Origin of the sequence: Prosthecobacter sp. (genome assembly GCF_020439865.1) — a bacterium.
Classification (GTDB): domain Bacteria; phylum Verrucomicrobiota; class Verrucomicrobiia; order Verrucomicrobiales; family Verrucomicrobiaceae; genus Prosthecobacter.
On record NZ_JAGRPF010000021.1, the window covers coordinates 20,598 to 46,335 of the forward strand.

Consider the following 25,738-nt stretch of genomic DNA (forward strand, 5'->3'; position numbering starts at 1 on the left):
GATTCAGTTGTTGGGCGAACGGACGTTGCTGTGACGACGGCGAGCGCAAGACTCCAATCATGCGACAGACAGCTACGAGCCGTTGCCGCCAGCGTTTTGTTCGCCCTCGCACGTTCCTTGTTGGGTTTTCGCGTTAGTCCCATGTGGGTTCGATAATCTCCGGGGTAGATTCAATGAGTGACTTCAAGGCATCGACTGTCCGCTGAACCGCCGGAGCAGTATCAACCCGCTTGAAGACGCGCTGAAAAAATCCGGGCTCCGCTGTAACAAAGATGGCAAACTCAATCAGGCCATCGGGCGACTGGCCGGGCTGGATGTCTGGTCCATTCTCCGTATCAACGACCTCATCGAGTGGACCACAGCCAATCCAAACAGGGAAGTCTTTGTGATCGGTGTTCACGAGCCATCCCCAGTCCTCGCAAAGGATGTCAGTCGTGCCAACTCCATGCTTCGGAAGATTGTCTCGCACAAACTCGGCGAGACGTTTGCCCCATCTGCCGGGGTTTACTGTCTCTGCATCTTCATCAGCATACTTCGGAAACGCGGCAGACTTGAACTCGACTCTTGTGTGCATAGGCGATGGACTTGGTTGCTTGGCCAAACGGACGTTGCTGTGGCGACGGCGAGCGCAAGACTCCGCTAACACAATAGGCCGTTGCCACCAGCCTCAGATTACTTTTTCGTCGGCTCCCGGGAGATGATCTTGCCCGACGTCACATCAAACGTGTAGGTCCATCCGTCGATGGTGTGAATTTGGAACTCGTTGTCGTAGCCGAGGTGCAGCCGGAGCCTGAGCCGCTCGGCGGCGGTCACCGAGTCGTCCAGCGGAGACGGTGCCTGCCAGAAGTAGTGACTAACGGTTGCGACGACCTTGCTTTTGTCACGAACGAGTTCCGCCGTGGAATACTCCTTCAACAGCTTGCCGTCTTTGTAGAAGGCGACCGCGAGGTCATCCTGGGCAGGCTCTCTCCCGACCGACCACGGTCCCATCCGCACCAGGTATTGACCGTCTCTGGAGATGAACACCGAGAAGGAATACCAGCCTTCCGTCCGATACAGCTCTTTGAATTTGCCTTCGTCATCCATCTTGTAGGCGACGCCGAACGCTTCCCGCTCGACTTTGAAGTCTTTGCCATGTCTGGCGGGAACCATGGTGAAGAAAACACCTGATCCGCTTTCGCTGGTGAACACCCGGGGCACCGGAGGTGCAGGACTGTCAGCAAAAGCGGAAGCAAACGTGATCCAGCAGGAAAGGGCGAGCAGGGTTCTGTTCATGATGGTTTGGGAACAACGATGGATTCATCCAAGATTCATCAAACCGGATGCGCTGTTCAATTGGGGACACCCAAATGCCGGCCTTACAATGCCTCCGGCGTTGCGGGCGCAGGGCGCCGCAGCAGACCATAAAGCGTCATCAGCAGCGCCACCATGATGGTGACACCACACAGCTTCAGCGAGCCAGACACCAGCGGATGCTCCGTGCCATGCGGAGGCGGGAACTTCTCATTGAGCGTCGGCATCAGTTTCGACGAGGCGCCGATGATGGCCGCGGCCACGCCCGCCGCGCCGTTGCACCAGGTGCCGAGTTGCAACGTCCCAAACCACACCTTCAAACCTGTGGCGCCAAGACGAAGTTCGTTCACCAGAAAGCCAAACACGACCATCAGGACGCCGTTGGCGGTGAATTCAATGTGCGCCATCACGATGCCGCGGAACCACGCGACCGCAGGCGGCGGGGTGAATCCGATCAGGCACCCGACCGTGATCTGCAGAACTCCGAGAATGAGAGTCCACCGCCGGATGTTCGCCTTCAAGCTGTCAATGTTCGTGCTCATGAATGGAAGAGGTTGTTTTTCCCAACGGCGGCATGGATCACCGCTCCGAACGCTTTGCGACTCTGCTTTTACCCTGCCTTCACGTGGCGGGTCAATGCCAGGATGATTGAATTCCACGCGGCGACAGCCCCGCCGCCTCCGCTCCGCACCTCCATTCTTTTGCCAGTTACAAAAAAAGAACCGAAACTTGCGAAGGACTCAATCGTTTGAGCGCGCATGAAGACGCGCCTCCTCCTCCCGCTCGCCTGTGCCCTCCTTGTTACCGGGCTCCAGGCTGACAATGAAGTCTATCGCACCTGGACGGACACCCAGGGGCGCAAGCTGGAGGCCACCTTCCGCGGAATCGAAAACGGGCAGATCTTCCTCCAGATCCGCAACGGTTACGTCTATCGCATTCCGCTCGACAAGCTCTCCGCCGAAGACCAGCAGGCCGCCAAAACCCTGAAGCCCGAAGGCCTCGGTATTCCCGCCGACCCCAATCTCGCCCAGGCCGCCGCGCGCATCGACATGCTGGTCGAGGCTGGGTTGAAGAAGGCCGAGTTGAAACCCAATCCCCTCGCCTCCGACGAGCAGTTCGTGCGCCGCGTATTTCTGGATCTGGCGGGCCGTATTCCGACCCGGGAGGAAACACTCGAGTTCATCAACGACCCCAGCGTCTCCAAGCGCGCCAAGGTCATCGACCGCCTGCTGAACTCCCCCGGCTACAACAGCCATTTGTTCAACTACTTCGCCGACATGCTGCGCATGGCCGACAGCGCCAACAAGGTCCGCTACTACACCTATCAGGACTGGCTGAAGGGCCAGATCGCCGACAACGTCCCCTGGGACAAGGTGGTGTACTCCATGATGACAGCGGACGGCAAGCTGCTGGAAAACGGCGCCACCGGCTACCTCCTGCGTGATGCCGGCATGCGGCTCGACAACCTGAGCCTGACGCTCAGCACCTTTCTCGGCGCGAACGTCTCCTGCGCCCAGTGCCACGATCATCCTTTCGCCGACTGGACGCAGCGTCAGTTCTATGAAATGGCCGCTTTCTTCGGCGCCACGGAAACCTTCGGTGCCAAGAGAAGCGGCAAGAGCGAAACCGCCGCGATGATGCGCAAAGCAGTCGCATCCTTGGATGACCGCAGGCTTCAGCAGCAGGCGAAAAACCTCCTGCGTGTCAACGGCATGGCCATCGAAGAAACCGGAGAGAACGACATGAAGCTTCCGGATGACTACAAGTATCCGGACGCCAAGCCCGGCGACCACGTGGCGCCCAAACTCATCGTCTGGAGCGACGACAAGACGAAGAAGGCCTACCAGGGCATCCAGACAAAGAACGACGAAGAACTGCGCACCCAGTTCGCGAAGTGGATGACCTCCCCCGACAATCCACGCTTTGCCATGACCATCGCCAACCGCATGTGGAAACACATCTTCGGCATCGGCGTGAAGGAGCCCGTGACCGACCTTGATGATCCCAACGCCAGCGTGAATCCGGAACTGCTCCGTCATCTCGCCGCGGAAATGGTGCGCCTCAAATTCGACCTCAAGCAGTTCCTGCGTGTGCTCTGCAACACGCAGACCTATCAGCGCGAGGCCACCAGCCACGAACTGGCGGACAACACGCCCTACCTCTTCCCCGGACCGATCCTCCGCCGCATGACCGCCGAACAGGCCTGGGACTCCTGCGCCACGCTCGTCGTCGGCGCCGACGTGGACAAATTCAAGGCACACCGCGGCGAACAGTATGCCAAGGCCCTGAACATCGAGTTTGGAAAGGGCGCCACCCCTGACGCACTCAAAACGCAGATCGAAAACGCCCTTGCCAGCATGCGCCAGTTCGGCGGCAACAAGGCCGCCCCCAAGAACAACGCCAAGAGAAAACGCAAGATGCAGCAGGCGGCAGCGCAGGGCGACGAAGAAGACCTCGCCGTCAATCCGCCGGTGCGCAACGGCCTCGTGCTCGCCCGCGCTTCCGAACTTCCGCAGCCTGAGCGTGACCAGCATTTCCTCCGCATGTTCGGCCAGAGCGACCGCCAGATCGCCGACAGCGAAAGCGAAGAAGGCAGCATCCCTCAGGTGCTGATGCTCATGAACGGCGAGGCGCAGCGCGTCATCGGACAGGACGACTCCCTCGTGGTTGAAACCGCCGCCGCTCAAAAGACACCCGAGCACCAAGTGGAAAGCCTCTACCTCTCCTTCTTCAGCCGCAAACCCCAGGCCAACGAACTTGGCGACGCCGTCGCCGCCCTCGGCAATGGCCTGACGATGCGCGACCTCACCTGGGTACTCTTCAACACCCGCGAATTTGTCTTTGTGGAATAGTCCAACCTCCAACCGACCACCTTCATGAGCCTTCCCAACAAACTCGATCCCCTCAGCCGCCGCGCTTTCTGTGAACGCTGGGCCCAGGCCGCGCTCGGCGTCACCGTCTTGAACGGCGTCGGCGGTCGTTCCTTCGCGGCTGAAACCGCCACGATCAATCCCGCCACAGGCCCCGGCTTTGGCAAGGCGAAGAACGTCATCTTCCTCCAGATGGTCGGCGGCATGACGCACATCGACACGCTGGATCCGAAGGACGGCCCCACCCAGGGCCCCAAGGCGCCCATCAGCACGAAGGCCGGCTTCCAGCTCGGCGGCACGATGGAGAATCTCGCGAAGCAGGCGGACAAGATCAGCATCATCCGCAGCATGAGTTCCAAGACGGGTGTGCACGCCAGCGGCCAGTACCTGATCCGCTGCGGTTATGAGCAACGCGGCACCATCAAGCACCCGAACATCGGCGCATGGGCGCAGCATTTCAAAGGCTCAAGCCACAAGACGCTTCCTTCCAGCGTCTGCGTGAATCGCCAGCCGCAGAACGGCAACGGCTTCTTCCCTTCCAGCTTCGCACCGCTGCCGATCCTCGATCCTGACTCCGGCCTGCAATATGCGCAGAGCGACGCCAGCCCCGAACAGCTCATCAAGCGCCTTGTCCTGCTCGATCAGATCGACGCACGCTTCCGTGAACGCTTCCAGACCGCCGAGGTGAAGAGCTACACGCAGTTCTATGACAAGACCGTCAGCATCATGTCCAGCACGGACCTCGAGGCGTTTCAGCTCACGGACGAACCGGAAGCGCTGAAGGAAAAGTACGGTCGCAACAAGTTCGGCCAGGGCTGCCTGCTCGCACGTCGTCTCGTTGAGAAAGGCATTCGCTACATCGAAGTCGCCAAAGGCGGATGGGACATGCACAACAACATCGACGAAGGCCTCGAAGAACATGGCGCCGAACTCGACGTCGCCCTTTCCGCACTGCTCGATGATCTGAAGGAGCGCGGGCTTCTCGAAAGCACGCTGGTCGTTCTCTGCTCGGAATTCGGCCGTGGTCCGAAGATCAACGGCAACGCCGGACGTGACCACCACCCGAAAGTCTTCTCCACCCTGCTCGCAGGCGGCGGCATCAAAGGCGGCTTCGTTTACGGTGCCAGCGACAAGGAAGGCATGGCCGTGGCCGACAAGCAGACGAGTCCGCAGGACTTCCTCAGCACCATCGGCTGGAGCCTCGGCCTGCCCATCGACGAAGTCGTCATGTCCCCGAGCAACCGCCCCTTCACGGTCGGAGACAAGGGCAAGGCCGTGATGGAATTGTTCGCGTAAACAAAGCTGCGGCAGTTGTCCTCAACGTCCGCCCTTTAAAAGACCTGCCGCAGGAAGGGAGCTTTGCGCAAAATCAGGGCGCTCGCCGCCCACGAAAGAAAAAACCCAAGACTGGTGACGATGGTGAATTTCACCATGAGCGGCATCTGGACGTCGAGAAAGAGGTAACCGATCGGATAAAGCACCGCTGCATGGATGAAGTAGATGCCGAAGGAATTGGCCGCGAGACTGCGCTGTATCGGACCGGTCGAGTTGAAATGACGTTTGAACAACGCGCAGCTAGCGAGCAACGCGGACAAGCTCATGGCATTGAACAAAGAAACGTTCATCAGCTTGATGAGGACGGACATCCGCGCCGTCGCATGCAGCGCCGTGGACCCTTCGTTGAGATGCAGTACCCGCGCCAGCACTTCCAAAGAACGTGCATCGGTGCTCAAAGCGCGGCTGGCAGAATAAAGCGCCATCGAAACCACCAGCACCGCCACCCAGGGAATGAGCCGTGGGTTGTAGCCTGCGGAACTAAACCAGCGGTTGCGCCAGGCCACCAGTCCCATGATGAAGTAGCCTGAGTAGAGATGGATTCGGGAAGGCATGACGGCCACCACGTTTCCAAAGATGTGAAAAGGTGTCTTCGGCACCCAAAGAAGCTGTACCGCGAACATGCCGAGCGTCATGAGCGCCCAAAAGGCGGCGAGTTGTTTCCTAGACGGGATGGAGATGCGCTCAGGTGGCGTCCGCAGCCAGTGCGAGCCCTGCCAGACAAGGCTGAACACCAAAAAGAAGACCAGCAGCACCCCGAGGAACCAGTACGGACCTTGATGGTAATGCAGCCGCCAGTATTCACTCGTGCAAAACTCAAACCAGCCCGTCGGGCTCTTTGCTGCCAGAAGAATCAGGTAATCCACCGGCGGGGTCACCAGCACCACCCCCAGCACCCAGGGCACTCCGATTCTGAGCAGCTTGCTCTTCAAAAACGCCCTGCTTCCTCTGGCAGCGATGGACGGCAGGGCAAAATACGCGGCGATGAAAAACATCGCGGTCATCAAGGTCGGCTCGACCAGCATGATCAGGATGGAGAAAAACAGGCTGCGCTGCTGGTCCACCACCGGATACCAATCCACGCCATACTCCATGTAAATGATCGCCCCGTGCAGCACCACGACCCAAATCGTGATGAATGACCTGATGTTGTCCAAAAAATAGAGGCGTTCCGTCCTGGATGTCATGCTGTGTCCGCCTGCAAACCCCATGGATGGGTCCAGAAACAGGCTTTCGGCCTCCTCGCATACTAAGCTGATCATCGCAAAAAAAATCCATCCCCGCAGGAAAGACCGTCCTTGAGGCGGTGTCATTTCGCGCAAACCAATCGAACATCCGGCGTTCTTTGCCTCGCATGCTTTCATCATCGCCACCCATGACCTCCCGCCGCCATTTCATCTCCGCCAGCACCGCCGCGTTTGCCGCTTCGTCGTTTCACATCTTCGGTGCGGATCCGGCGAAGAAGTATCGCACGGCGTTGATCGGATCCGGCTGGTGGGGCATGAACATCCTGCGCGAGGCCATCGCCTCCGGTCGCATCAAGGTCTGTGCGTTGTGCGATGTGCATGAGGACGTCGCCTCCAATGCGGGCGACGACGTGAACGGCATCAACGGCGACGATCCGAAGCTCTACAAGGACTACCGCGAACTGCTGGACAAGGAGAAGCCGGAGATCGTGATCATCGCCACGCCGGACCACTGGCACGCGCTGCAATCCATCGCCGCGTGCAAGGCGGGCGCGCATGTGTTTGTCGAAAAGCCCACCGGGCACACGATCAATGAGAGCAAGGCGATGGTGAAGGCCGCGCAGGAGGCGGGCGTCGTCGTGCAGGTCGGCCTGCACCGCCGCATCGGCCCGCATCACGTCGAGGCGATGAACTTCCTCAAGTCCGGTGCCGTCGGCAAAGTCGGCATGGTGCGCGCATTCGCGATCGGCAAGGGCGGACCCGAACAGCCGAAGCCGAACAGCGAGATCCCCGAAGGCATGGACTGGGACATGTGGTGCGGACCCGCGCCGATGCGCCCGTTCAACACGAAGCTGCATCCCGGCGGCTGGCGCAACTTCCTCGACTACGCCAACGGCACCATGGGCGACTGGGGTGTGCATTGGCTCGACCAGATCCTCTGGTGGAGCGGCGAGAAGGGGCCGAAGAAAATTTTCTGCACCGGCGGCCGTCCCATCGCCGGTCCTGCCGTGCTCAACGACCAGGAGCAGACCACCGACGCGCCGGATCATCAGATGGCCACGTTCGAGTTCGAGAACTTCACCGCCACCTGGGAGCACCGCAAGTTTGGCGACAACAACAACGAGAAGCACAAGATCGGCACCTACTTCTACGGCGAGAAAGGCGTGCTCCACATCGGCTGGCGCGACGGCTGGACCTTCTATCCCGTGAACACGAAGGACGGCGAGAAGCACGGCAACCATCAGCTTCAGGAACCCGACGGCCACAACATCGCCCTGCTCTGGGCCGACTTCATCGATGCCATCGAGAAGAAGAGAAAGCCCGTCGCCGACATCGAAAGCGCCCATCGTTCCTCCTGCCTTCCCCTGCTCGGCATGATCAGCTACAAAGCCGGCCGCAGCATCCAGTGGGATGCCGAGAAGGAGCTCATCATCGGCGATGCCGAAGCCAGCAAGCTCATGCAGCGCGAGTATCGCAAGCCGTGGGCGTATCCGGTGTAAAATGACGAAACCAGAATGGAGAATTAGGAATGAATGACGAAGCCCGAAATTGAGGCATTCGGATTTCATTCGGCATTCCTCATTCTGGTTTCGTCATTCATTCTTGCCCACCTCTCGGCAACGCTCTATTTCCCCCGATGCCCCGCGAATACACGCTGCACAGCTCGCACGAACCCTCCCACCGCATCGACTACAAGGCGGAGCTCAATGAGCAGCAGCATGCGGCGGTCACGAGTCCGCCGGGGCAGGCGCTGGTGATTGCGGGCGCGGGATCGGGGAAGACGCGCACGCTGACCTACCGCGTCGCGTGGCTGTTGGACAACGGCATCCAGCCGGAGTCGATCCTGCTGCTCACCTTCACCAACAAGGCCGCGCGTGAGATGCAGGAGCGGGTGCAGGCGCTCGTCAGCCTCGACGCCAGCCGCATCTGGGGCGGCACCTTCCATTCCATTGGAAACCGCCTGCTGCGCTACAACGCCGAACGGCTCGGCTACCGCAAAGGCTTCTCCATCATGGACCGCGAGGACCAGAAGGACCTCATGGAGACCGTGCTCGGCGGCAGCGGCATCGACACCACCACCTACCGCTTCCCGAAGGCCGAGGTGCTGGGCGACATCTTCTCGCTCGCCGACAACACGCTCTGCGGACTCAAGGAGATCATCCACACGCGCTATCCCTACTTCGAGGAAGTCGTCTCCGGCATCCTCAAGATGCGCAAGCTCTACCAGGACAAGAAGCGCGAGACGAACTGCATGGACTTCGACGACCTGCTCTCGCTCACCGTGCAGCTGCTGGAGGAAAACGAAGACCTGCTGGAGCGCTACCGCCGCCAGTTCGAGTTCGTCCTCGTCGATGAGTATCAGGACACGAACAGCCTCCAGTGCCGCCTCGTCGAGCTGCTCACCGGCCCGCAGGGCAATCTCATGGTCGTGGGCGATGACGCGCAGTCCATCTACTCCTGGCGCGGCGCGGATGTCTCGAACATCCTCGAATTCGACCAGCACTGGCCGCGCGCCCGCGTGCACAAGATCGAGGTGAACTACCGCAGCGTTCCCGAGGTGCTGAACCTCGCCAATGCCGCCATCGCCATGAACCGCGGGCAGATTCCGAAGAACTTGCAGCCGGCACGCGAATCGAAGGGTGTGCTGCCCGCGCTCGTCGCGCTCGACAACTCCTCCGCGCAGGCCGCTTTCGTCGCGCAGCGCATCCTCGAGCTTCAGGACGAAGGCGTGGACCTCAACGACATCGCCATCCTCTACCGCGCGCATTTCCACAGCATGGAGATCCAGATGGAGCTCACGCAGCGCGGCATCCCGTTCCAGATCACCAGCGGCCTGCGCTTCTTCGAGCAGGCGCATGTGAAGGACGTCGCCGCATTCATGAAGTTCGCCGTGAACCGCCAGGACGAGGTCAGCTTCATGCGCATGGTGCGTCTGTGCGAAGGCATCGGCAATGTCAGCGCGTCGAAGCTCTGGCAGGACTGGCTCAAATCCGACGCCGCCACCGCCGAGACGATGCCCGCCAGCTTCTCCGACATCCTCCTGCCGCTCAAGGTGCCGAAGAAGGCCAGGCAGACCTGGGAACAGTTCGCCTACACGCTCGACGAACTCATCGACAAAGACGGCAAGGCCGTCGCACCGGCGCAGATGATCCGTAGCATCACCGAGGGCGTGTATGAGGACTACATGAAGTCCAAGTTCAAAAACTACGAGCAGCGCCAGCAGGACCTCGAACAGCTCAGCAACTTCAGCGACCGCTTCACCGATCCCCTCGAATTCCTCAGCCAGCTCTCCCTGCTCAGCGGTGTCGACACCGACAACAACCCCGCGCAGCAACCGCAGCAGGACCGCGACGCCGTCACCCTCACCACCGGCCATCAGGCCAAGGGCTTGGAATGGAACGTCGTCTTTGCCGTCTGGCTCGCCGACGGCATGTTCCCCCACAAACGCGCCATCGACGAAGGCGGCGACACCGCCCTCGAAGAAGAACGCCGCCTCTTCTACGTCACCGTCACCCGCGCCAAGGACGAACTCTACCTCACCTACCCCGTCATCAACCATCAAGCCCGCGACGGCGACATCATGATGCGCCCCTCACGCTTCATCACCGACCTGCCGAAGGATCTGGTCGAGGTGTGGAATGTGAAGAGCGGGTGGTGAACCTACCACAATGTCCGTTCTCACTCTCAATGAAGCTCAGAAGCAGGCAATTCGCCAGGCGCGTTCGACCGAAGTGGCCTGCCACATCGTTTGTGAAGCCACTGACAACGCATTTTACTTCGGCAATGCAGATGACATCACAGGCTGGATTCGCGACGTTTTGTGTGTCGAGACGTTCTTTGGCGCCATGTGTGATGGCGGGATCACTACTTGGTTCGACTGGGATCACGGAAGACTCGCCCACCTAGTTCCTAGCGCTCTCCATGCTGTTTGTCTCCCCGAGTTCGAGGAGTTGGCACACAAAGCATTGGCAGTTCACACGGCACCACCGTTTCCACCGACCATTCAAGGCTGGAGTTCGATGATTGAGAAGGTTCGGGACACCCAGCTTAAGGATGACTTCAATGATGAGGTTTATGACCCGATCGAGAAAGAATTCTTTACCCTTTATCACGCCAGCCCAACCCACTTCCGAACGAAACTGCATGAATACGTTCTAGCTCACCTTGATGACTGAGCACCCGATTCCCCTTCCTCCCTTCCCCAGCCGCGAGGAGCTTCGCAAGGCGGGAACGCGCCAGGAGGCCATCGACGAGCTTTACGAGGTGTGGCTCGCCGCCCATGCCGAGGCCGTGAAACTGGCGGAGCGACTGCCCGCCGTGTTTGGCTATCCTCCCCGGCCCAAAATCACGCTGCATGTCGCCCGCGGTTACGATGATGAATGGATCCTGACCGAGGAACGCATCGCCGAACTCGCCGCGCTCGATCCAGAGCAGCACTGGACGGAGGTGAGCGCCGAAAGCACCCATCAGTTCCAGGAATACTTCACCTTCTCTGACGCTGAGGGCTGGCGCTTCTACCTGCCAGCCTTCCTGCATCACTACCTGGCTGAGTTTCCGCTTTCCGGATGGGATGCGGTGTATTGGGCCTGCACGGAACGAAAGCATTTCGACCTCGTCACGCCCGAGCAGGCGGCCTTCATCGACGAGTTTCTGAGTCTGTGCCACGCATGGGAGGACTGATGACCGAACACGCCATCCCCAGCGCCCACCTCCCCGCGCCGCGCGAGGCGTGGGTTCACCGCTCGACTGACGGCGGGGCAAAGGACTGCCTGCTGTTTCTCGACGGGGAACTGTTCACGGAGCGGGTGAAGGCGCCGTACTTGGTGCGCGGGGCGGAGGCGGCTGGCACACTGCCTCCGGTGACCTGCGTCTATCTGCCAAATGCCAGTGCGGCCGGACGGCATGCGGACTACACCTGCAACGAAGCCTTTGCATCTTTCGCGGCAGAGGAGATGCCGGCATGGATCGAGCTGGAGGCGGGGCGGTTTGAGCGGCTGTTTCTCTGCGGGCTGAGCCTGAGCGCCCTGCAGGCGGTGTTCACCGCGCTGCGGCATCCGGGCGTCTTTGCCGGAGTGCTGGCACAGTCGCCCTCGGCCTGGTGGCAGGAGGAATGGCTGACGCAATCCCTGCCCGCCATGCCAGCGCGTCCAAACCGCTTCTGGCTGAGCGTGGGCACCCAGGAACTCCAAACCAACGTCTCCCATCCGCCGACGCCGCTGGTCCAAACGACCAGCCAGCTCGATTCCGTGCACCGGCTCGCCGCCGCGCTGACCGCCGCCGGTCACCCCGTCCATCTCCACGAATACGACGGCGGCCACGATCCCGCCTGCTGGGCTGCGGAACTGCCGGAAGCCCTGGCGTGGCTGATTCAGGGCTAGTCCCCGCCCCCCGCCGGGTCCCAATTCCCGCCCCACCTGCAAATGACATGCCCGGCCCGTTCGGTCGTCCGACCAGCTCGTCGAGTTCCTTGCCGCGCTCATCCAGTTCCGCGACTGGCACGTTCAGTCGTCCGACCGGCCCGTCAAGTTCCTTGCCTCGCTCATCCAGTTCCGCGACTGGCTCGTCCAGTCGCCCGACCGGCCCATCGAGTTCTTTGCCTCGCTCATCCAGTTCCGCGACTGGCTCGTCCAGTCGCCCGACCGGCTCGTCCAGTTCCTTGCCGCGCTCATCCAGTTCCGCGACTGCCCCGTTCAGTCGTCCGACCGGCTCGTCGAGTTCCTTGCCTCGCTCATCCAGTTCCGCGACTGGCTCGTCCAGTCGTCCGAGCGGCCCATCGAGTTCTTTGCCTCGGTCATCCAGTTCCGTGACTGGCCCGTTCAGTCGTTCGGCAGGTCGGCCGCACCCAATCACTCAGATCCCCGGAAGCCATCCGCGCCAAAGAACTGAGCCAAGCGTTACATTTAGACTGTGCACAAGCTCGGTGAACAACTTGATCACCCTCCGCCAGATCTGGTTTCGCCTCCACGGCAGCCTGGAATGGCCTCTTGTTTATCCTCCCACTGCAACCGCCCGACCTCCTGCCACGCTCACCCCCACGACAGGCGCTTAAACGTCTTTCAATCAAAGCTTGTTTACCATTGCCAACCTTCTCGTCATTAATGAATTGAAACTCATTATTCACACTCAGTCAGGCCGACTTTTAGCAACGCTTGCCGCGTGCCCAGCAGCACCTCCCGGCATTTCGTTCATCACTGTTTAACCGTTACTTTTTACCATGGAATGCACCCAACGAGCTCGTCCACAGAACCGACAGCCGCCGCGAACAACTCTGCCGAGGCCCACCAAACCTCCCAGCTCTCAAAGACTTTGTCCTTGGAGCCCAGGCGCTTCTATTTCGCCTTCAATACAACGCATGAATCGTTACTTAATCATGACTCCAGGGGTATACCCGATGGCTTTTGACCTGACAGGAACACGCCTCCCCTTCCGTCCAAGCGGGCGCCCCGACGGTCTTTTCACGCGCTCTCGATGACCGCCCAAGAGCCCTCCGGCAGGCTCTCCCAGGCCTCCTTGGCCACCATCGGATGACGACGAAAGCGTTACATTAAAACCGGTCGCAAAGACGGTAAGAGCGGGAGATCCCCCCGGGGCGCCGAAGGTAGACAACCGGTCGGCGGACCGCCCGGTTCAGGCGGTTTTGAGCCAGCGGGCGGTGGCCCCGCACGGGACGGCGGGAACGCTTTCGGCTCCGGTGAGGAGGATCTCCTCCGCCACCACGGTGCCGCCAAAGACGCTGAACTCCTGCCGCATGAGGTGCTCCAGGGTGGTGGGCGAGACGAACCCCTGACGGCAGGTGACGAGGACGCCGATGGGCTTGTCCGAGAGCAGGCCGCTGGCGACGCCGAGCAGCGCGCCGAGGTCGCGTTCGATGTCAAACCCGCGCTTCCCGTCCTTCGGGACCTGAGGATCGATGACGATGAGGTCGTAGCGCACGGCCTGCGTGCGCTCCCGCTGGGCGAACTTCACGGGGTCGTCCACGACCCAGCGGATGTCCCGGTTGGTGAGGGTGTTGATGGCGGCGTGGTCGCGGGCGCGCTTGATGGCGTCCGCCGAGGCGTCCACATGGGCCACCGCCGCGCCGGCCTGCGCCGCGGCAAGGGTGAAGCCGCCGGCGCCGCCGAAGAGGTTCAGCACCCGGGCGGGCCGCCGCTGCTGATCGAGAAAGGACGCGCACCACGCCTCCGTGCGCTCCCAGAGTTCTTCCAGTTCGGGAGCAAGGGGGCGCAGGCCGCCTAGCGGGGAAAGCCAGAACCGCAGCGGGCCGATGCGGAGCTTGAGCGGCTCCTTGAGGTCGCGTTTGAGCTCCACCGCCCTGCGCCATTCCGCGCCGGGGAGCTTGCGCCGCCACCAGGCTGCATGGCAGGCACGGGAGGAGACGAGAGGGCCGAGCTTTTCGAGCACGCGCCCGCCGCCGCTGTCGAGCAGCTCATAGGAGTCGTTGTCCGCTTCGTGTTCAGTCATGAGGGGCTCCAAGGTAACGCCGATACAGCCCGTCCAGCCGGTCGAGCATGTGTTCGAGGCTGTGCTCCTGCTCGACCATCACACGCCCGTCCTGGCGCATGTGGCGGGTTTCCTCCGCCTGATCGACCGCTTCGGCGATGCGGCTGGCGAGAGCCTGGGCGTCGCCAGCGGGAAAGATACGGCCCGTCCGGCCTTCCTGAATGATCTCGGGAATGCCGCCGCAGTCGCTGCCGACAACGGCGGTGCCGCAGGCCAGGGCCTGCAGGCCGATCTGCGGCACGCCCTCGTGCTTGAGCGAGGGAATGCAGAGCACATCCAGCGCACGCAGGATGTCCGGCACGTCCTCGCGGTGGCCGGTGAACGCCACCTGCCCCTCGACGCCGGCCCGCCTCGCCATGCCGATGTAATTCTCCGTGGGCGCTCCGCCCCCGACGACGACGAACTGAAAGTCGCGCCCGGCCTCCCGCAGCAGGCGGACGGCTTCAAAAAAGGTGGGATGGCCCTTCCAGGAGCGCAGCACGGAGACCATGCCGATGACGGGAGGCGCGCCCGCCTCCTGCCGCACCGGCAGCTCCGCACGGGGACCGTCCGGATGAAACCGCGCCACGTCGATGCCCGTGGGCAGCGTGGTGATGTGATCGTCCGTAAGCGGGAAGATCTGCCGAAAATGATCGGTGATCTTCTGGCTGGTGGTCAGCACATGGTCGGCAAAGGTCGTGAAGGCATGCTTGCTGACGGACGGATTGGGATAGCTCACGTCGATGTGTCGGCTGCGGATGAGCAGCGGTGTGCGCGCCAGCCGTGCGGCGATGCCGAGAAGCCAGCCGTCCCGGGAGCTGTGGGTGTTGACGACCTGGATGCGCTCCCGGCGCAGCCAGAGCGCCAGCCTGACCGAGTCTATCGGCAGCAACCTGCGGTCAAACGCACACGCACGCACGCCCATGCCCGCCGCCGTCGCGCGCTTGAGGATCTGGCTCTTCGGGTGCGCCACCAGCCACACCGGGCAGCCTCGCTGCTGAAAGCCGGAAAGCTCCGCCATGACCCGGTGCTCCTGCCCGCCCCAGCCACGTGAGGCCTCGGAATGCAGGATGCGCCAGCGGGCGCGCGGTTGGGCGGATGAGGCGGGTGAGTTCAAGGGGGTTCTTCATGTCCTCGCCTGATCAAAAAGAAAGCGGAAAAAACACCGCCCGTCCCGGCTCACAAAGAACTGTCTTTCTTCGTTGCACGCGGCAGCGGCAAATTCCAAGGTGGCGCCTGACGCTCTTCGATGCTTTCGCCCCGCAGAACGCCTGCCAGAAACGACGATATGTCTTCGCAAGCCGCCACCAACATCACCCAGACCCACTACCTCATCGCGACCTCCGAACGCGAGATTCTGACCGGGCACCATGGCGTGGTGGTTTGGATGACCGGCCTCTCGGGCGCGGGCAAATCGAGCATCGCGGTAGGCCTCGACCACTATCTGAACCGGCAGCGCCAGCACTCCTTCATTCTCGACGGCGACAACCTGCGTTCCGGACTCTGTGCGGACCTTTCCTTCAGCGACAAGGACCGTCATGAAAACATCCGCCGCGCGGGCGAGGTGGCCAAGCTGATGGCCGAGGCAGGTCTGATCGTGATCTGCGCGCTGATCTCCCCCTTTGCCGCCGACCGCCAGGTGGTGAGGGCGAGCTGCGAGAAGTCCTCCATCCCGTTCATGGAGGTGTTCATCAACGCTCCGCTGGAAGTCTGCGAACAACGCGATCCGAAACGTCTCTACCAGCGCGCCCGCGCCGGCGCCATCCCGGGCTTCACCGGCATCGACTCCCCGTATGAGGCGCCGGAGAATCCCGAAGTCGAGCTGCGCACCGACCTGAACACGCTGGAGGAATGCATCCAGCAGCTCGCAGAGCGCATCCTCGAAAAAACCGTGCTGGATGCCGCCGCCTGATTTCCCCCTCCCTTTCCGAGACCCGTTTCCCTCATGAGTCGAAAAGTCTGCATCGTCGTCACCGCCCGCCCAAGCTACTCCCGCATCCGCAGCACCATGCTCGCCCTGCGTGAGCTGCCCGGGGTGGAACTGCAGGTCGTGCTCGCGGCATCCTCGTTGCTCGATGTGTATGGCAACGTGGCCGAGTTCATCATGAAAGACGGCTTTCAGGTGAACGCCCGCGTTTACAGCGTGGTGGACGGCCAGAGCCGGCTGACCTCCGCCAAGACCACCGGCCTGGGCCTGATCGAACTGGCCACGGTCTTTGACAATCTGAAGCCCGACCTCGTGGTGACGATCGCCGACCGCTTCGAAACGATGTCCACCGCCGTGGCGGCCGCCTACATGCACATCCCGCTCGCCCACATCCAGGGCGGCGAAATCACCGGCTCCATCGACGAGAAGGTGCGCCACTCCATCACCAAGCTGGCGGACACGCATTACGTCTCCACCGATCAGGCGCGCGACTATGTGATCCGCATGGGAGAACCTTCCGAGCGCGTCTTCAAAACAGGCTGCCCGTCCATCGACATCGCCGCAGATGTGCTGAAGTCGCCTGAACTGACCGTGGACGTGTTTGAGAAATACGGTGGCGTCGGCCACATTCTCGACATTGCCTCGGGCTTCGTCGTGCTGATGCAGCACCCGGTGACCAACGAGTCTGACACCGCGCGCAAGCAGATGGACGCCTCGCTCGAAGCCGTGCGCCGTCTCGGCATCCCGGTGCTCTGCTTCTGGCCGAATCTCGACGCCGGCTCCGACGGCATCTCGCGTGCGATCCGCATCTTCCGTGAGAAGGGACTCGACGAAAACTTCCACTTCTTCAAGAACATCGCCGGCAACGACTTCCTGCGCCTGCTGCTCAAGTCGCGCTGCATCGTCGGCAACTCCAGCGTGGCGATCCGCGAATGTTCCTTCCTCGGCGTGCCCGCCGTCAATGTCGGCACCCGCCAGCAGGGCCGCGAACACGGGCCCAACGTGCTGCATGCGGACTACTACGCCGACGAAATCCACGCGGCTGTGTCGAAGCAGCTCGCGCACGGTCATTACGAATCCTGCCATCTGTATGGCGACGGGCATGCAGGGCCGCGCATTGCGAAGCTGCTGGGCGAAGTCCCGCTCGAAACCGCCAAGAAACTCAACTACTGACCTCACCGCATGTATCCCTCCCCTTTGAGCCGGCCCGAGCGCATCCAGCAGCTGGCATATGACTTCGACGCGCAGCCGAAGAAGCGCATCAGCCGCTGCAACCTCTCCGGCGCAACCGATCTCATCACCATCACGCACGTAGACCGCTACGGCTACAAGGCCCGCGCCGATCTCTGCCGCACCTCGGGTCTTGTGTTCCTCAATCCGGTGATGACGCAGGAGGCCTACACCGAGTTTTACATCCACACCTACCGCCCGCTGGTCAGCGCGTTTCACAACCGCCTCATCGATCCCAAGTCGATCCAGGACGAGCAGCGCACCTATGCCGCGGAGGTGATCCAGTTTGTCGCACCTGAATTCGCCGACCGCCCGATGAAGCAGCTGCTCGACATCGGCGGCTCCACCGGCGTGGTGGCGGAGGAGTTCATCAAGGCCTTTGGCTGCAAGGCCACCGTGGTCGATCCGGCGCCGGACGAGCTCACCTTTGCCGGTGAGATGGGCATGCGCGCGATTCCGGGCTTCATCGAGGACGTGGATGTCGGCAGCGGCACCTATGATTTCGTGATGATCTGTCAGAGCATCGACCATCTGCTCGACGTGGACCTCGCCATCCAGCGCATGCGCGACGCGATGACCGACGACGGCGTGTTCTTCATCGACATCGTGGACTTCCGCGCCGCCTACCTGCGCAATCAGCGCGTCGAGGACGCGATCAAGATCGACCATCCGTATTACTTCACCCGCCAGACCATCGAGGCCTACCTGCGCAAGCACGGTCTGCGCGTCGAGCGCATGAACTTCGCCGCCGACCATCTGCACGTCGGCTTCCTCTGCCGCAAATGTGAGCCGGTGAAGGACTTCCTGCCGGACGCTGCATGGATCGAGTCGTTCATCGACGAAATCCGGCAGATTCAAAACGCGCCGCTGGCTCTGCGACATGGCTAAGCCGCGCATCTTCGGCCTGATCCCCGCACGCGGCGGCTCCAAGGGCATTCCTGGCAAGAACCTGCGCTCGCTGGGCGGCAAGCCCTTGCTGCAATGGGCCTTCGAAGCCGCGAAAAACTCCGGCGTGGTCGAACGCGTCCTGCTCTCCACCGACTCCGAGGAGATCGCCGCGCTCGGACGCCAGCTCGGCATTGAGGTCCCCTTCCTCCGCCCCCCCGAGTTCGCGCAGGATGACACGCCGATGATCGCCGTGTTGAAGCATCTCATCGAACACCTGCGTGCCAGCGGCGATGTGCCGGATGCCATCATGCTGCTCCAGCCCACCGCACCGCTGCGCCGTGCCGAGCATTTGAAAAAAGCAGGCGAACTGCTCGTCCCCGAGGACGTGGACTCCGTGGTCGGTGTGACCGAAATCCCGCAGCACTACGCGCCGCACTATGCGATGAAGATCACACCGGAAGGCCAGCTCACGCATTACCTGCCAGACAGCGCCGCGATCAAACGTCGCCAGGATGTGCCGAAGGCGTATTCACGCGACGGAACGGTGTATCTCTTCCGCCTTTCGACGCTGGAGAAATACAACGACATCTACGGCGCCAACTGCATTCCGCTGCTCATTCCATCCGACGAGACGCTCAATCTCGACACGATGGAGGACTGGGAGCATGCCGAACGGGTCTTTGCAAAAACGACGCCCGCTTGATCAGTCGAGAAACTGGCGCGCCCAGATTTCCAGATTGAGCCATTGCCAGATGAAGAAGGAGTTCTGGTTGTCGCCGGCGAGGTAACGCGCATAGCGCTCCTTCGCACGATCAGGACAGATCCATCCGCGCTGCCGAAACGAGTCGCTGTTCAGCACATCTTCCACAAACGGACGCCACTCATGTCCCAGCCACTCGCGCTGCGGACTCTGCACGGTGCGCTTCGGCGCCTCGGCGACGGCAGGATCGATCTTGCGGCGCAGCAGTTCGCGCACCGGCGCCTTCGTGCCGCGGCGATTCATCAGATTCTCGGCCGGCAGGGCCAGCCCCCACTCGACGAGTTCATGATCCATGAAGGGCACGCGGAGTTCCTTCGCATACATCATCGAGATGCGGTCGTTGAAGCGAAGCGCTCGCGGAATCTTGGTGGCCACCAGATCGCTCATCGCCAGATCACGCGCCGCACTGCCGGTGGAAGAAGGCAGCACGGGCATGCGAACCTCCGCGCCCTGCAAAGCCGCGCCGATCGCCTCGGCATGAAACGGAATCGTGCCATCGATCGCCGCACCGCCGCCAACGCGGTTGTGTGCGAGGCTTTTCTCAATGCTCGCACGCGGTTCCTGCCAGAACGCCATGTATTCGGCGAGCGCCGTTTCATACGCGGGAGTGCCGAGTTTCTGCGCAAGGTCGGCGAGGTGGTATTTCTTGTAGCCGAGGAAGATTTCATCCACTCCGTTGCCGTCGAGCAGCACGGTCACGCCGAGGGAGCCCGCGCATTCATACAACGGCGCGAAACCGATCACCGGCACACCGCCAAACGGCTCGCCTTGATGTCGCATCACATCCTCGAAGCGCGACAGGCAGTCGGCGGCATCCTGCACGATGTAGTGGCAGTTCACACCGGTGCCGCGCGTGGCGCGCTCCACCCATTCGCGTTCGCTGTAGGGATCTGCGTAGTCCTGGGTGAAGCCGTGAATCTGCGGATGAAATTTCGTGACGTAATGAATCAGCGCGGAGGAATCCACGCCACCGGACACATTCACGCCGACGGGCACGTCGCTGATCAGATGACGCTTCACCACCTCGGCCAGCAGATAATCGAGTTCGTCGAGCAGATCATCGTCATCACGCCTCGCACGCCCCGCCACTCGCGCAGCCACATCATACCAGCGGCTGATCCGGAAGGACGCGGGATCGTCCAGACGCGCATGTACGCAGCAGCCAGCCTCGAGGCGGCTCACGCCCTGAAAGAACGTCGCTGTACCGATCTCATACGAACCGGTGGCGAGGTAGGTTTTGATGGTGGCATGATCAGGCGCGGCGCTTCCCAGCAGGCGAAGCAGCGGCGGAATCTCGCTCGCAAAGAACCACTGACCGTCCTGACAGACGTGGTAGAAAGGCTTGATGCCAAACCGGTCACGTGCCGCGAAGAGCGTACGTTCTTTGCGGTCATAAACCGCGAAGGCGAACATGCCGTTGAGGTGGTCCAGCATCTTCTCGCCCATGGCGGCGAACAGCTCGACCAGCACCTCGGTGTCGCCATCCGTGCGCCAGACGTGTCCGGGCAACAGCGCACGCAGTTCGCGGTAGTTGAAGACCTCGCCGTTGAAGATGATCAAATAGCGGCCGCAGGCGGAGGCCATCGGCTGGTTGGCGCGGTCATTGAGGTCGAGAATCTTCAGGCGCTTGTGCCCGAGAACGCAGCGGTTGCCCTCCAAAAACTCGAGACGCCCGGCGTCCGGCCCACGGTGGTTCATGAGGTCGAGCGCACGACGGCAGAGGTCTTGGTCCAAGGTTTTTTGCAGGCTCAGCCCGCCTAGAATGCCACACATGCTCGAGATCGTTAAGGGTCTGCGAGAATGGCGGAAGTGGCCCGTGTTCGCAACACAAACCCTGCCAACCAGCCAGGTGTCAAAGTGAGGGAAGGCAGGTCCAGCTCGGACGCATTGGAAGGCAACCTATGCGTTCCGGTGCCGATTCCCGCCTTCGTGTCCGTTTACTTGGACTTCGTAATGGCGGTCATCCACTCAGTTCCTGACGCTTTCTTCGCCAGATATTCGGCCCCCTGCGGCGTAAGATGACAGGTGTCAAAAGTGATCAGATGATTGTCTTCAGTGAACCTTCGACACCCTTTCGAATCGCTGAACAACTCAAGGATGTCGATATAGCGAAAATCGCTGTGGAAGGCTTTGATCATCTCATTCACCTCGACCGTCAGCGGATCCACAGGAGTTCTGATCTGCTGTGCCTTGAGGTGCAGCATCAGTGCGGTGTTCTTGTTGAGCAGATGGAGCCCCGGGACGGTTACATCTTTTCTACCCACCACGGCAACATGACGAACACCGCGGTCTTTGAGATACTGAATTGTTTTCTCAAGATACGGGACGTGCCAGAGCTGCCAGCGGGAGGCCAGGACCACAGTATCGGCCTCACCCAGCATATGGCTCTTCAATAGGTTTTTCTGCTGTTCCTTGCACAGCCGGCTCTCCACCGGGAGGCGCTCGTCATAAACACTTTCGGGAATGGGAAAAACGGCTGCGGCGTTGTGCCGAATGGGAAATGTTCGCAGATCGATGGAATCAACAGAATCTGAACTGACCAGAACGTTCACGAAATCTGCGGCCATGCTGTCCCCGACTACCAGAACCTTTGGCAACCCCTGATTCGCAAAGTCTTTTTCAAGCTGATTGTATTTTTCCCAAACATAGCTTTCGAGGTCCTTTTTGTTCGGGCTCAGTTGCGCCGACAACCCGGTTGAAAACCTCCACCCCCATCCGTTGGATGCCCATGCGCTTGCAGCTGGCAGCATCAGCAGCAAAGCCATGAGCACGCTTGCAAACCCAACCTGAGCAGGTGGCCACGCTTGTATCCAAGCTCCCCGCCTGAACGGCTTTTCCACAAATCGGTACATCAATACCGCCAGGCAGACGGCAACCAAGATGAGAGCCCACATCTCGTGAACAACGATCTGCGAACCATTGGCAGTCTTCTGGAACCTGTAGAAAACAATCAACGGCCAATGAACGAGATACAGCGAATAACTGATGAGGCCCATGCCAACGATGAGGCGATTTTCAAGCAACCTGCCAACATAACGAGAACCGCCCGTGTAGATCAGGAGGGCAGCCCCAATACAGGGCAGAAGAGCATTGTAGGACGGAAAAGGAATGTGGGTATCATACCCGATCGCAGGCCAAATGATCATTCCAAGACCGGCGAAGATCATGACCTCCTTCAGAATCCGGCTGGATGTCGACAGATTTCCAAGCCAAACAACGCCGGCTCCAATCGCAAACTCAAAAGCGCGAAAAGGCGTGAGGTAGAAAATGGTGCTTCTTGGATCCAAAGTGACACTGAAAGCATTGTTTGATTCCGTGAGTGCCAAATTGCCGATGAAGCTGAATGTGGCGGTTAGTCCAAGCAGAACCAGAGGCGCCCACTTCCATTTTGCTTTCAATGAAAGCACCAGCAGCCCTGGCCAGACCAAATAAAACTGCTCCTCGACACTGAGCGACCATGTGTGGAGCAACGGTTTGAGGTCGGATGCCACGTCAAAGTAACCGCCCTCGGACCAAAAATAAAAATTACCGAGGCTGGCTACCGAGTAGACCAGCGCGCCGCCAACCCGTGCCAGGTATTGCGGGGGGAACAAGATGCAGGCGACAGCGAAGGCCACCACAAGAGTAACAAAGAGGGCGGGAAACAAACGCCGAGCCCGGCGGGCGAAAAAGTTCGAGAAACGGAACCGGCCGGTCGCCTGAACCTCATCCCTGATGATCCTTGTGATAAGAAATCCACTGATCACAAAGAAAACATCCACACCAATAAACCCCCCTTTGAAGGCTGTGAATCCGAGATGGTGCAACAGCACAAATCCAACGGCCCAGCCCCGCATCCCGTCAATGTCGCGCCTGTAATTCCCTTCGTTTCGAGGATGTTGGTCTATTGACTGTGGCATGTCTGGGTATTCCGCTCTTCAGCCGTGGACGCGATTCATCATACGCCCGACCTTGGAAGCCGGAGGAGTCGATGCTTAGCGTTTAGGCAAACCTGCGCAAGGTTTTACTCCACCGAAGACCTCCCGATTCTTGGGGCACTAGGCGAGTTCCAAGCCAAACAAAACAGTCCTCTTCAAGCCACCTTAGGATTGAACCTTGAAATGGGCACACAGATGAACGTTAGTGCCAGTTCAGGCAAAACTTGCTCTCAGCCGCTCTCCTGATTTGGAACGAACGCCACCATTTCAACCGCCTCATCCGACCTCGGGCCCCATCGCCCGCTTTTTCCATGCAAACATTCTGGAGGCCGGGAAAAAGGCGTTGCTCTTCCCAGTCGAGACCATCAGCCGCGAGCTCGATTTCAAACTGGTTCTTGCCGGCTACTGCGCCCGGCCCGGCAATCAGATTTTCCTGGGCAACCACACCGACATCTACACGCTGGGCAAGCGACTGAGCCACGGCCTCTACGTCGGCAAGAACGTCCTCAATGTTTCTCCCACTCGCCTGCGTGAGTGCTACGACGACCTGAAGAAAAATCAGTTCCGTGTCATCTATCTTGATGAAGAGGGCGCCATCTTTGCCGGCGGTCCCGAGGAATGGAAAAAGGAGATGGTGCGCAAGTTCGACCCGCGCTGGCTCAACGCCGAAGATCACGCCTGCGCATGGGGCACCTTTCAGGAGCAGCTCTACCATGATCTGAAGCCCGCCTGTGAGAAGAACATCGTTCTCACCGGACATCCGCGTTTCAGCCTGTGCCACGACCGCTTCCTGCCGCTTTACCAGAAGGAGATCGACGGACTGAAGCAACGCCACGGCAAGTTCATCCTCATCAGCACCAACTTCACCCGCGGCAATTTTGGCACGGGAGCGGATTACTTTTTCAAGCGCTACCACGTCAAGCCGGAGTCGCCGATGCGGGCCTCGCTGGTGGAAGAGTTCGCCTATCACCATCAGAAGCTCGGGCTTTTCATCCGCCTCGTCAGCCGCCTCAGCGACTCGTTCCCTGATCACAAAATCATCCTGCGCCCGCATCCGAGCGAAGGACATGAAATTTACCAGTCCATCCTGAACTACATCCCTCGGGCTGAAATTCACGTGCATGGCTCTCTCACCGCCTGGCTGCGTGCGGCAGACGCTCTGATTCATTGCGGCTGCACCACCGGCATCGAAGGCTGGCTCTGCGGCACCTACGTGCTCAACTACCAGCCGCTGCATGCAGACGTGTTTGAGCGTCGAATTCCGAACCTTGTGGGCGAGCGCTGCGAAGCCGAAGACGAGGTTGTCTCCAAACTGCAAAACGCCTTCTCGTTTGACCGGCCGCCGCACACTACGCTGCCCCCCGAGTCGCTGGCGCTGATGAAGAGCCTTATCGACAACGTGGAGCAGTCCACGGAAAGCTTCGAAAAGCTCGCCGCACTGGTCGAATCCGTCGAGAACGAACTGCCTGCCGCCACGGCGCTCGGATCGCTGACCGCCTATTCACGCCGCGGCGTGCAGGAGAAGATGAAGAAGTTTGTGCGCTCGCGCTTCATCAAATCGTGGAAACCGCGCAACGCCTACCAGCATCAGCGCTTTCCCGGCCTCGACCCGGCGGTGATCGAACCCAAGCTGGACTTCGTCCGCCAGCTTACTGGACGCCGCCTCGTGACGAAATATTGGAGTTCCAAGTTGATGAGCGTCACCTGCGAGTAAAGTCACCCCTTCCCTTTTTCATGAATCTCTCCAGAATCAAAATTTACGGCGCCGGCTCCATCGGCAATCATCTCGCCAACGCAGCCCGTACCCTTGGCATGAGCGTCTGCGTGGTGGACCGTGATCGTGAGGCCCTGCGCCGCATGCGCGAGGAGATCTATCCCGCACGCTACGGCCGCTGGGACGAAAGCATCGAACAATTTGATGGCGACAATGATCCTGAAGGCGGTTTCGACCTCATCTGCGTGGGAACACCGCCTGCAGCCCACGTTCCGCTGGCGTTGAAGGCGCTGCGGGAAAAGCCCAAGGCCATCCAGGTGGAAAAGCCGCTCTGCATGCCGGACATGGCCTCTGCTTCTGAACTGCGCCAGCTTGCGCAGCAGAACGGCGTGAAGGTTTTCGTCGGCTACGACCACGTGGTTGGCAAATCCGCGCGCCAGGCCGTGGAAATGGTGAAATCCGGCGTGATTGGCGATGTGCTGACCTTGGATGTCGAGTTCCGTGAGTTCTGGGGTGGCATCTTTGCCGCTCATCCATGGCTGGAAGGTCCGCATGACAGCTACCTCGGCTTCTGGAAGCAGGGCGGCGGCGCGAGCGGCGAACATTCGCACGCCTTGAATCTCTGGCAGCACCTCGCCCGCGAATTTGGCTTCGGTCGAGTTTCCAAAGTGGACGCGCTGATGCGCTACGTAACGAATGATCGCGTGGACTACGACGAGTTGTGCTCCCTGCACGTCACGACGGACACCGGCTTCTGCGGCCGCGTGATTCAGGACGTGGTGACCCAGCCCGTGCGCAAGGTCGCCATCATTCAGGGCAGCAAGGGCACGCTGACCATTCACGTGAGCCACAGCAAGACGGGCGACGCGCTCATCCTGCATCTCACCGGACAGGAACCTGTCATCACCCCCGTGGCCAAGACACGCCCGGACGATTTCATCGAGGAGATGAAGCACATCGACGCCTCCCTGAACCCCGGAGCGCCGGTCAGCCCACTCGATCTCGACTACGGCCTCGACACCATGATGGTCGTCGCCGCCGCTCACCGCTCCCATGCCGAAGGCCGCCGCATGGTGCTGCCCACACCGCCTAACTACAGCCTCGACGCGCTGCAGTTTGCTTGATTCACCAGAAACCT

General features: G+C 60.7%; 21 protein-coding genes. 13 read left to right on the forward strand and 8 right to left on the reverse strand.

What is annotated here, in order from left to right:
* Nucleotides 1-133 precede the first annotated feature (133 nt).
* The 3 genes from KDL09_RS01740 to KDL09_RS01750 form a co-directional block, all read right to left on the reverse strand.
* Nucleotides 134-574: a hypothetical protein gene (locus tag KDL09_RS01740; protein WP_294380698.1), complete on the reverse strand. Its 441-nt coding sequence runs from the start codon at nucleotides 572-574 to the stop codon at nucleotides 134-136.
* Nucleotides 575-672: 98 nt separating this feature from the next.
* On the reverse strand, nucleotides 673-1,275 hold the full coding sequence (locus KDL09_RS01745) for a hypothetical protein (protein ID WP_294380699.1): 603 nt from the start codon (nucleotides 1,273-1,275) through the stop codon (nucleotides 673-675).
* 83 nt (nucleotides 1,276-1,358) lie between these two features.
* Nucleotides 1,359-1,835, reverse strand: coding sequence for a hypothetical protein (locus tag KDL09_RS01750; RefSeq protein WP_294380700.1), 477 nt, complete (start codon nucleotides 1,833-1,835; stop codon nucleotides 1,359-1,361).
* A gap of 216 nt (nucleotides 1,836-2,051) precedes the next feature.
* Here KDL09_RS01750 and KDL09_RS01755 point away from each other — a divergent pair, with 216 nt between their 5' ends.
* Together KDL09_RS01755 and KDL09_RS01760 are read left to right on the forward strand one after the other, a co-directional pair.
* Nucleotides 2,052-4,145: a DUF1549 domain-containing protein gene (locus KDL09_RS01755; protein WP_294380701.1), complete on the forward strand. Its 2,094-nt coding sequence runs from the start codon at nucleotides 2,052-2,054 to the stop codon at nucleotides 4,143-4,145.
* Between the two features lie 24 nt (nucleotides 4,146-4,169).
* Nucleotides 4,170-5,459 (forward strand): DUF1501 domain-containing protein, encoded by a 1,290-nt coding sequence (locus tag KDL09_RS01760; RefSeq protein ID WP_294380702.1) that lies wholly within the window; start codon nucleotides 4,170-4,172, stop codon nucleotides 5,457-5,459.
* Between the two features lie 35 nt (nucleotides 5,460-5,494).
* On the opposite strand, the gene KDL09_RS01765 is transcribed toward KDL09_RS01760, so the two are convergent.
* Nucleotides 5,495-6,685, reverse strand: coding sequence for an acyltransferase family protein (locus KDL09_RS01765; RefSeq protein ID WP_294380703.1), 1,191 nt, complete (start codon nucleotides 6,683-6,685; stop codon nucleotides 5,495-5,497).
* Between the two features lie 188 nt (nucleotides 6,686-6,873).
* On the opposite strand from KDL09_RS01765, the gene KDL09_RS01770 reads away from it, so the two are divergent.
* From KDL09_RS01770 to KDL09_RS01790, 5 genes are all read left to right on the forward strand, one after another.
* A complete protein-coding gene (locus tag KDL09_RS01770; protein WP_294380704.1) occupies nucleotides 6,874-8,184 on the forward strand; it encodes a Gfo/Idh/MocA family oxidoreductase in 1,311 nt (436 codons plus the stop codon).
* Between the two features lie 137 nt (nucleotides 8,185-8,321).
* Complete coding sequence (locus KDL09_RS01775) at nucleotides 8,322-10,343, forward strand: ATP-dependent helicase (protein WP_294380705.1); 2,022 nt, start codon at nucleotides 8,322-8,324, stop codon at nucleotides 10,341-10,343.
* A gap of 10 nt (nucleotides 10,344-10,353) precedes the next feature.
* Nucleotides 10,354-10,860: a hypothetical protein gene (locus tag KDL09_RS01780; RefSeq protein WP_294380707.1), complete on the forward strand. Its 507-nt coding sequence runs from the start codon at nucleotides 10,354-10,356 to the stop codon at nucleotides 10,858-10,860.
* Nucleotides 10,853-11,365, forward strand: coding sequence for a DUF6714 family protein (locus KDL09_RS01785; protein WP_294380709.1), 513 nt, complete (start codon nucleotides 10,853-10,855; stop codon nucleotides 11,363-11,365). The genes KDL09_RS01780 and KDL09_RS01785 overlap by 8 nt, the downstream gene beginning before the upstream one ends.
* Entirely contained in the window at nucleotides 11,365-12,063 is a 699-nt protein-coding gene (locus KDL09_RS01790; protein ID WP_294380711.1) for an alpha/beta hydrolase-fold protein, read from the forward strand. Before KDL09_RS01785 ends, KDL09_RS01790 begins: the two co-directional genes overlap by 1 nt.
* A gap of 1,249 nt (nucleotides 12,064-13,312) precedes the next feature.
* On the opposite strand, the gene KDL09_RS01795 is transcribed toward KDL09_RS01790, so the two are convergent.
* On the reverse strand, nucleotides 13,313-14,146 hold the full coding sequence (locus tag KDL09_RS01795; protein WP_294380713.1) for a class I SAM-dependent methyltransferase: 834 nt from the start codon (nucleotides 14,144-14,146) through the stop codon (nucleotides 13,313-13,315).
* A complete protein-coding gene (locus KDL09_RS01800; RefSeq protein ID WP_294380715.1) occupies nucleotides 14,139-15,281 on the reverse strand; it encodes a glycosyltransferase family 4 protein in 1,143 nt (380 codons plus the stop codon). Before KDL09_RS01800 ends, KDL09_RS01795 begins: the two co-directional genes overlap by 8 nt.
* A gap of 171 nt (nucleotides 15,282-15,452) precedes the next feature.
* On the opposite strand from KDL09_RS01800, the gene cysC reads away from it, so the two are divergent.
* The 4 genes from cysC to KDL09_RS01820 are packed head-to-tail and all read left to right on the forward strand — an operon-like array spanning nucleotide 15,453 to nucleotide 18,912.
* Nucleotides 15,453-16,076 (forward strand): adenylyl-sulfate kinase, encoded by a 624-nt coding sequence (cysC, locus tag KDL09_RS01805; protein WP_294380717.1) that lies wholly within the window; start codon nucleotides 15,453-15,455, stop codon nucleotides 16,074-16,076.
* Nucleotides 16,077-16,109: 33 nt separating this feature from the next.
* A complete protein-coding gene (gene neuC / locus KDL09_RS01810) occupies nucleotides 16,110-17,264 on the forward strand; it encodes a UDP-N-acetylglucosamine 2-epimerase (RefSeq protein WP_294380719.1) in 1,155 nt (384 codons plus the stop codon).
* Between the two features lie 9 nt (nucleotides 17,265-17,273).
* On the forward strand, nucleotides 17,274-18,209 hold the full coding sequence (locus KDL09_RS01815; RefSeq protein WP_294380721.1) for a class I SAM-dependent methyltransferase: 936 nt from the start codon (nucleotides 17,274-17,276) through the stop codon (nucleotides 18,207-18,209).
* Entirely contained in the window at nucleotides 18,202-18,912 is a 711-nt protein-coding gene (locus tag KDL09_RS01820; RefSeq protein ID WP_294380723.1) for an acylneuraminate cytidylyltransferase family protein, read from the forward strand. Before KDL09_RS01815 ends, KDL09_RS01820 begins: the two co-directional genes overlap by 8 nt.
* On the opposite strand, the gene asnB is transcribed toward KDL09_RS01820, so the two are convergent.
* Both asnB and KDL09_RS01830 read right to left on the reverse strand, forming a co-directional pair.
* Nucleotides 18,913-20,742, reverse strand: a complete 1,830-nt coding sequence (asnB, locus tag KDL09_RS01825; protein WP_294380725.1) for an asparagine synthase (glutamine-hydrolyzing) — start codon at nucleotides 20,740-20,742, stop codon at nucleotides 18,913-18,915.
* A gap of 164 nt (nucleotides 20,743-20,906) precedes the next feature.
* Complete coding sequence (locus KDL09_RS01830) at nucleotides 20,907-22,868, reverse strand: acyltransferase family protein (RefSeq protein WP_294380729.1); 1,962 nt, start codon at nucleotides 22,866-22,868, stop codon at nucleotides 20,907-20,909.
* 265 nt (nucleotides 22,869-23,133) lie between these two features.
* Between KDL09_RS01830 and KDL09_RS01835 the strand changes: the two genes are divergently transcribed.
* Together KDL09_RS01835 and KDL09_RS01840 are read left to right on the forward strand one after the other, a co-directional pair.
* Nucleotides 23,134-24,600 (forward strand): surface carbohydrate biosynthesis protein, encoded by a 1,467-nt coding sequence (locus KDL09_RS01835; protein WP_294380731.1) that lies wholly within the window; start codon nucleotides 23,134-23,136, stop codon nucleotides 24,598-24,600.
* A gap of 20 nt (nucleotides 24,601-24,620) precedes the next feature.
* On the forward strand, nucleotides 24,621-25,724 hold the full coding sequence (locus KDL09_RS01840; protein ID WP_294380733.1) for a Gfo/Idh/MocA family oxidoreductase: 1,104 nt from the start codon (nucleotides 24,621-24,623) through the stop codon (nucleotides 25,722-25,724).
* Nucleotides 25,725-25,738 lie beyond the last annotated feature (14 nt).

Excerpts from the sequence above, each read along its gene's own strand:
- KDL09_RS01740 (WP_294380698.1), bottom strand. The coding sequence starts at position 574 with ATGCACACAAGAGTCGAGTTCAAGTCTGCCGCGTTTCCGAAGTATGCT.
- KDL09_RS01745 (WP_294380699.1), bottom strand. The coding sequence starts at position 1,275 with ATGAACAGAACCCTGCTCGCCCTTTCCTGCTGGATCACGTTTGCTTCC.
- KDL09_RS01750 (WP_294380700.1), bottom strand. The coding sequence starts at position 1,835 with ATGAGCACGAACATTGACAGCTTGAAGGCGAACATCCGGCGGTGGACT.
- KDL09_RS01755 (WP_294380701.1), top strand. The coding sequence starts at position 2,052 with ATGAAGACGCGCCTCCTCCTCCCGCTCGCCTGTGCCCTCCTTGTTACC.
- KDL09_RS01760 (WP_294380702.1), top strand. The coding sequence starts at position 4,170 with ATGAGCCTTCCCAACAAACTCGATCCCCTCAGCCGCCGCGCTTTCTGT.
- KDL09_RS01765 (WP_294380703.1), bottom strand. The coding sequence starts at position 6,685 with ATGACATCCAGGACGGAACGCCTCTATTTTTTGGACAACATCAGGTCA.
- KDL09_RS01770 (WP_294380704.1), top strand. The coding sequence starts at position 6,874 with ATGACCTCCCGCCGCCATTTCATCTCCGCCAGCACCGCCGCGTTTGCC.
- KDL09_RS01775 (WP_294380705.1), top strand. The coding sequence starts at position 8,322 with ATGCCCCGCGAATACACGCTGCACAGCTCGCACGAACCCTCCCACCGC.
- KDL09_RS01780 (WP_294380707.1), top strand. The coding sequence starts at position 10,354 with ATGTCCGTTCTCACTCTCAATGAAGCTCAGAAGCAGGCAATTCGCCAG.
- KDL09_RS01785 (WP_294380709.1), top strand. The coding sequence starts at position 10,853 with ATGACTGAGCACCCGATTCCCCTTCCTCCCTTCCCCAGCCGCGAGGAG.
- KDL09_RS01790 (WP_294380711.1), top strand. The coding sequence starts at position 11,365 with ATGACCGAACACGCCATCCCCAGCGCCCACCTCCCCGCGCCGCGCGAG.
- KDL09_RS01795 (WP_294380713.1), bottom strand. The coding sequence starts at position 14,146 with ATGACTGAACACGAAGCGGACAACGACTCCTATGAGCTGCTCGACAGC.
- cysC (WP_294380717.1), top strand. The coding sequence starts at position 15,453 with ATGTCTTCGCAAGCCGCCACCAACATCACCCAGACCCACTACCTCATC.
- neuC (WP_294380719.1), top strand. The coding sequence starts at position 16,110 with ATGAGTCGAAAAGTCTGCATCGTCGTCACCGCCCGCCCAAGCTACTCC.
- KDL09_RS01815 (WP_294380721.1), top strand. The coding sequence starts at position 17,274 with ATGTATCCCTCCCCTTTGAGCCGGCCCGAGCGCATCCAGCAGCTGGCA.
- KDL09_RS01820 (WP_294380723.1), top strand. The coding sequence starts at position 18,202 with ATGGCTAAGCCGCGCATCTTCGGCCTGATCCCCGCACGCGGCGGCTCC.
- asnB (WP_294380725.1), bottom strand. The coding sequence starts at position 20,742 with ATGTGTGGCATTCTAGGCGGGCTGAGCCTGCAAAAAACCTTGGACCAA.
- KDL09_RS01830 (WP_294380729.1), bottom strand. The coding sequence starts at position 22,868 with ATGCCACAGTCAATAGACCAACATCCTCGAAACGAAGGGAATTACAGG.
- KDL09_RS01840 (WP_294380733.1), top strand. The coding sequence starts at position 24,621 with ATGAATCTCTCCAGAATCAAAATTTACGGCGCCGGCTCCATCGGCAAT.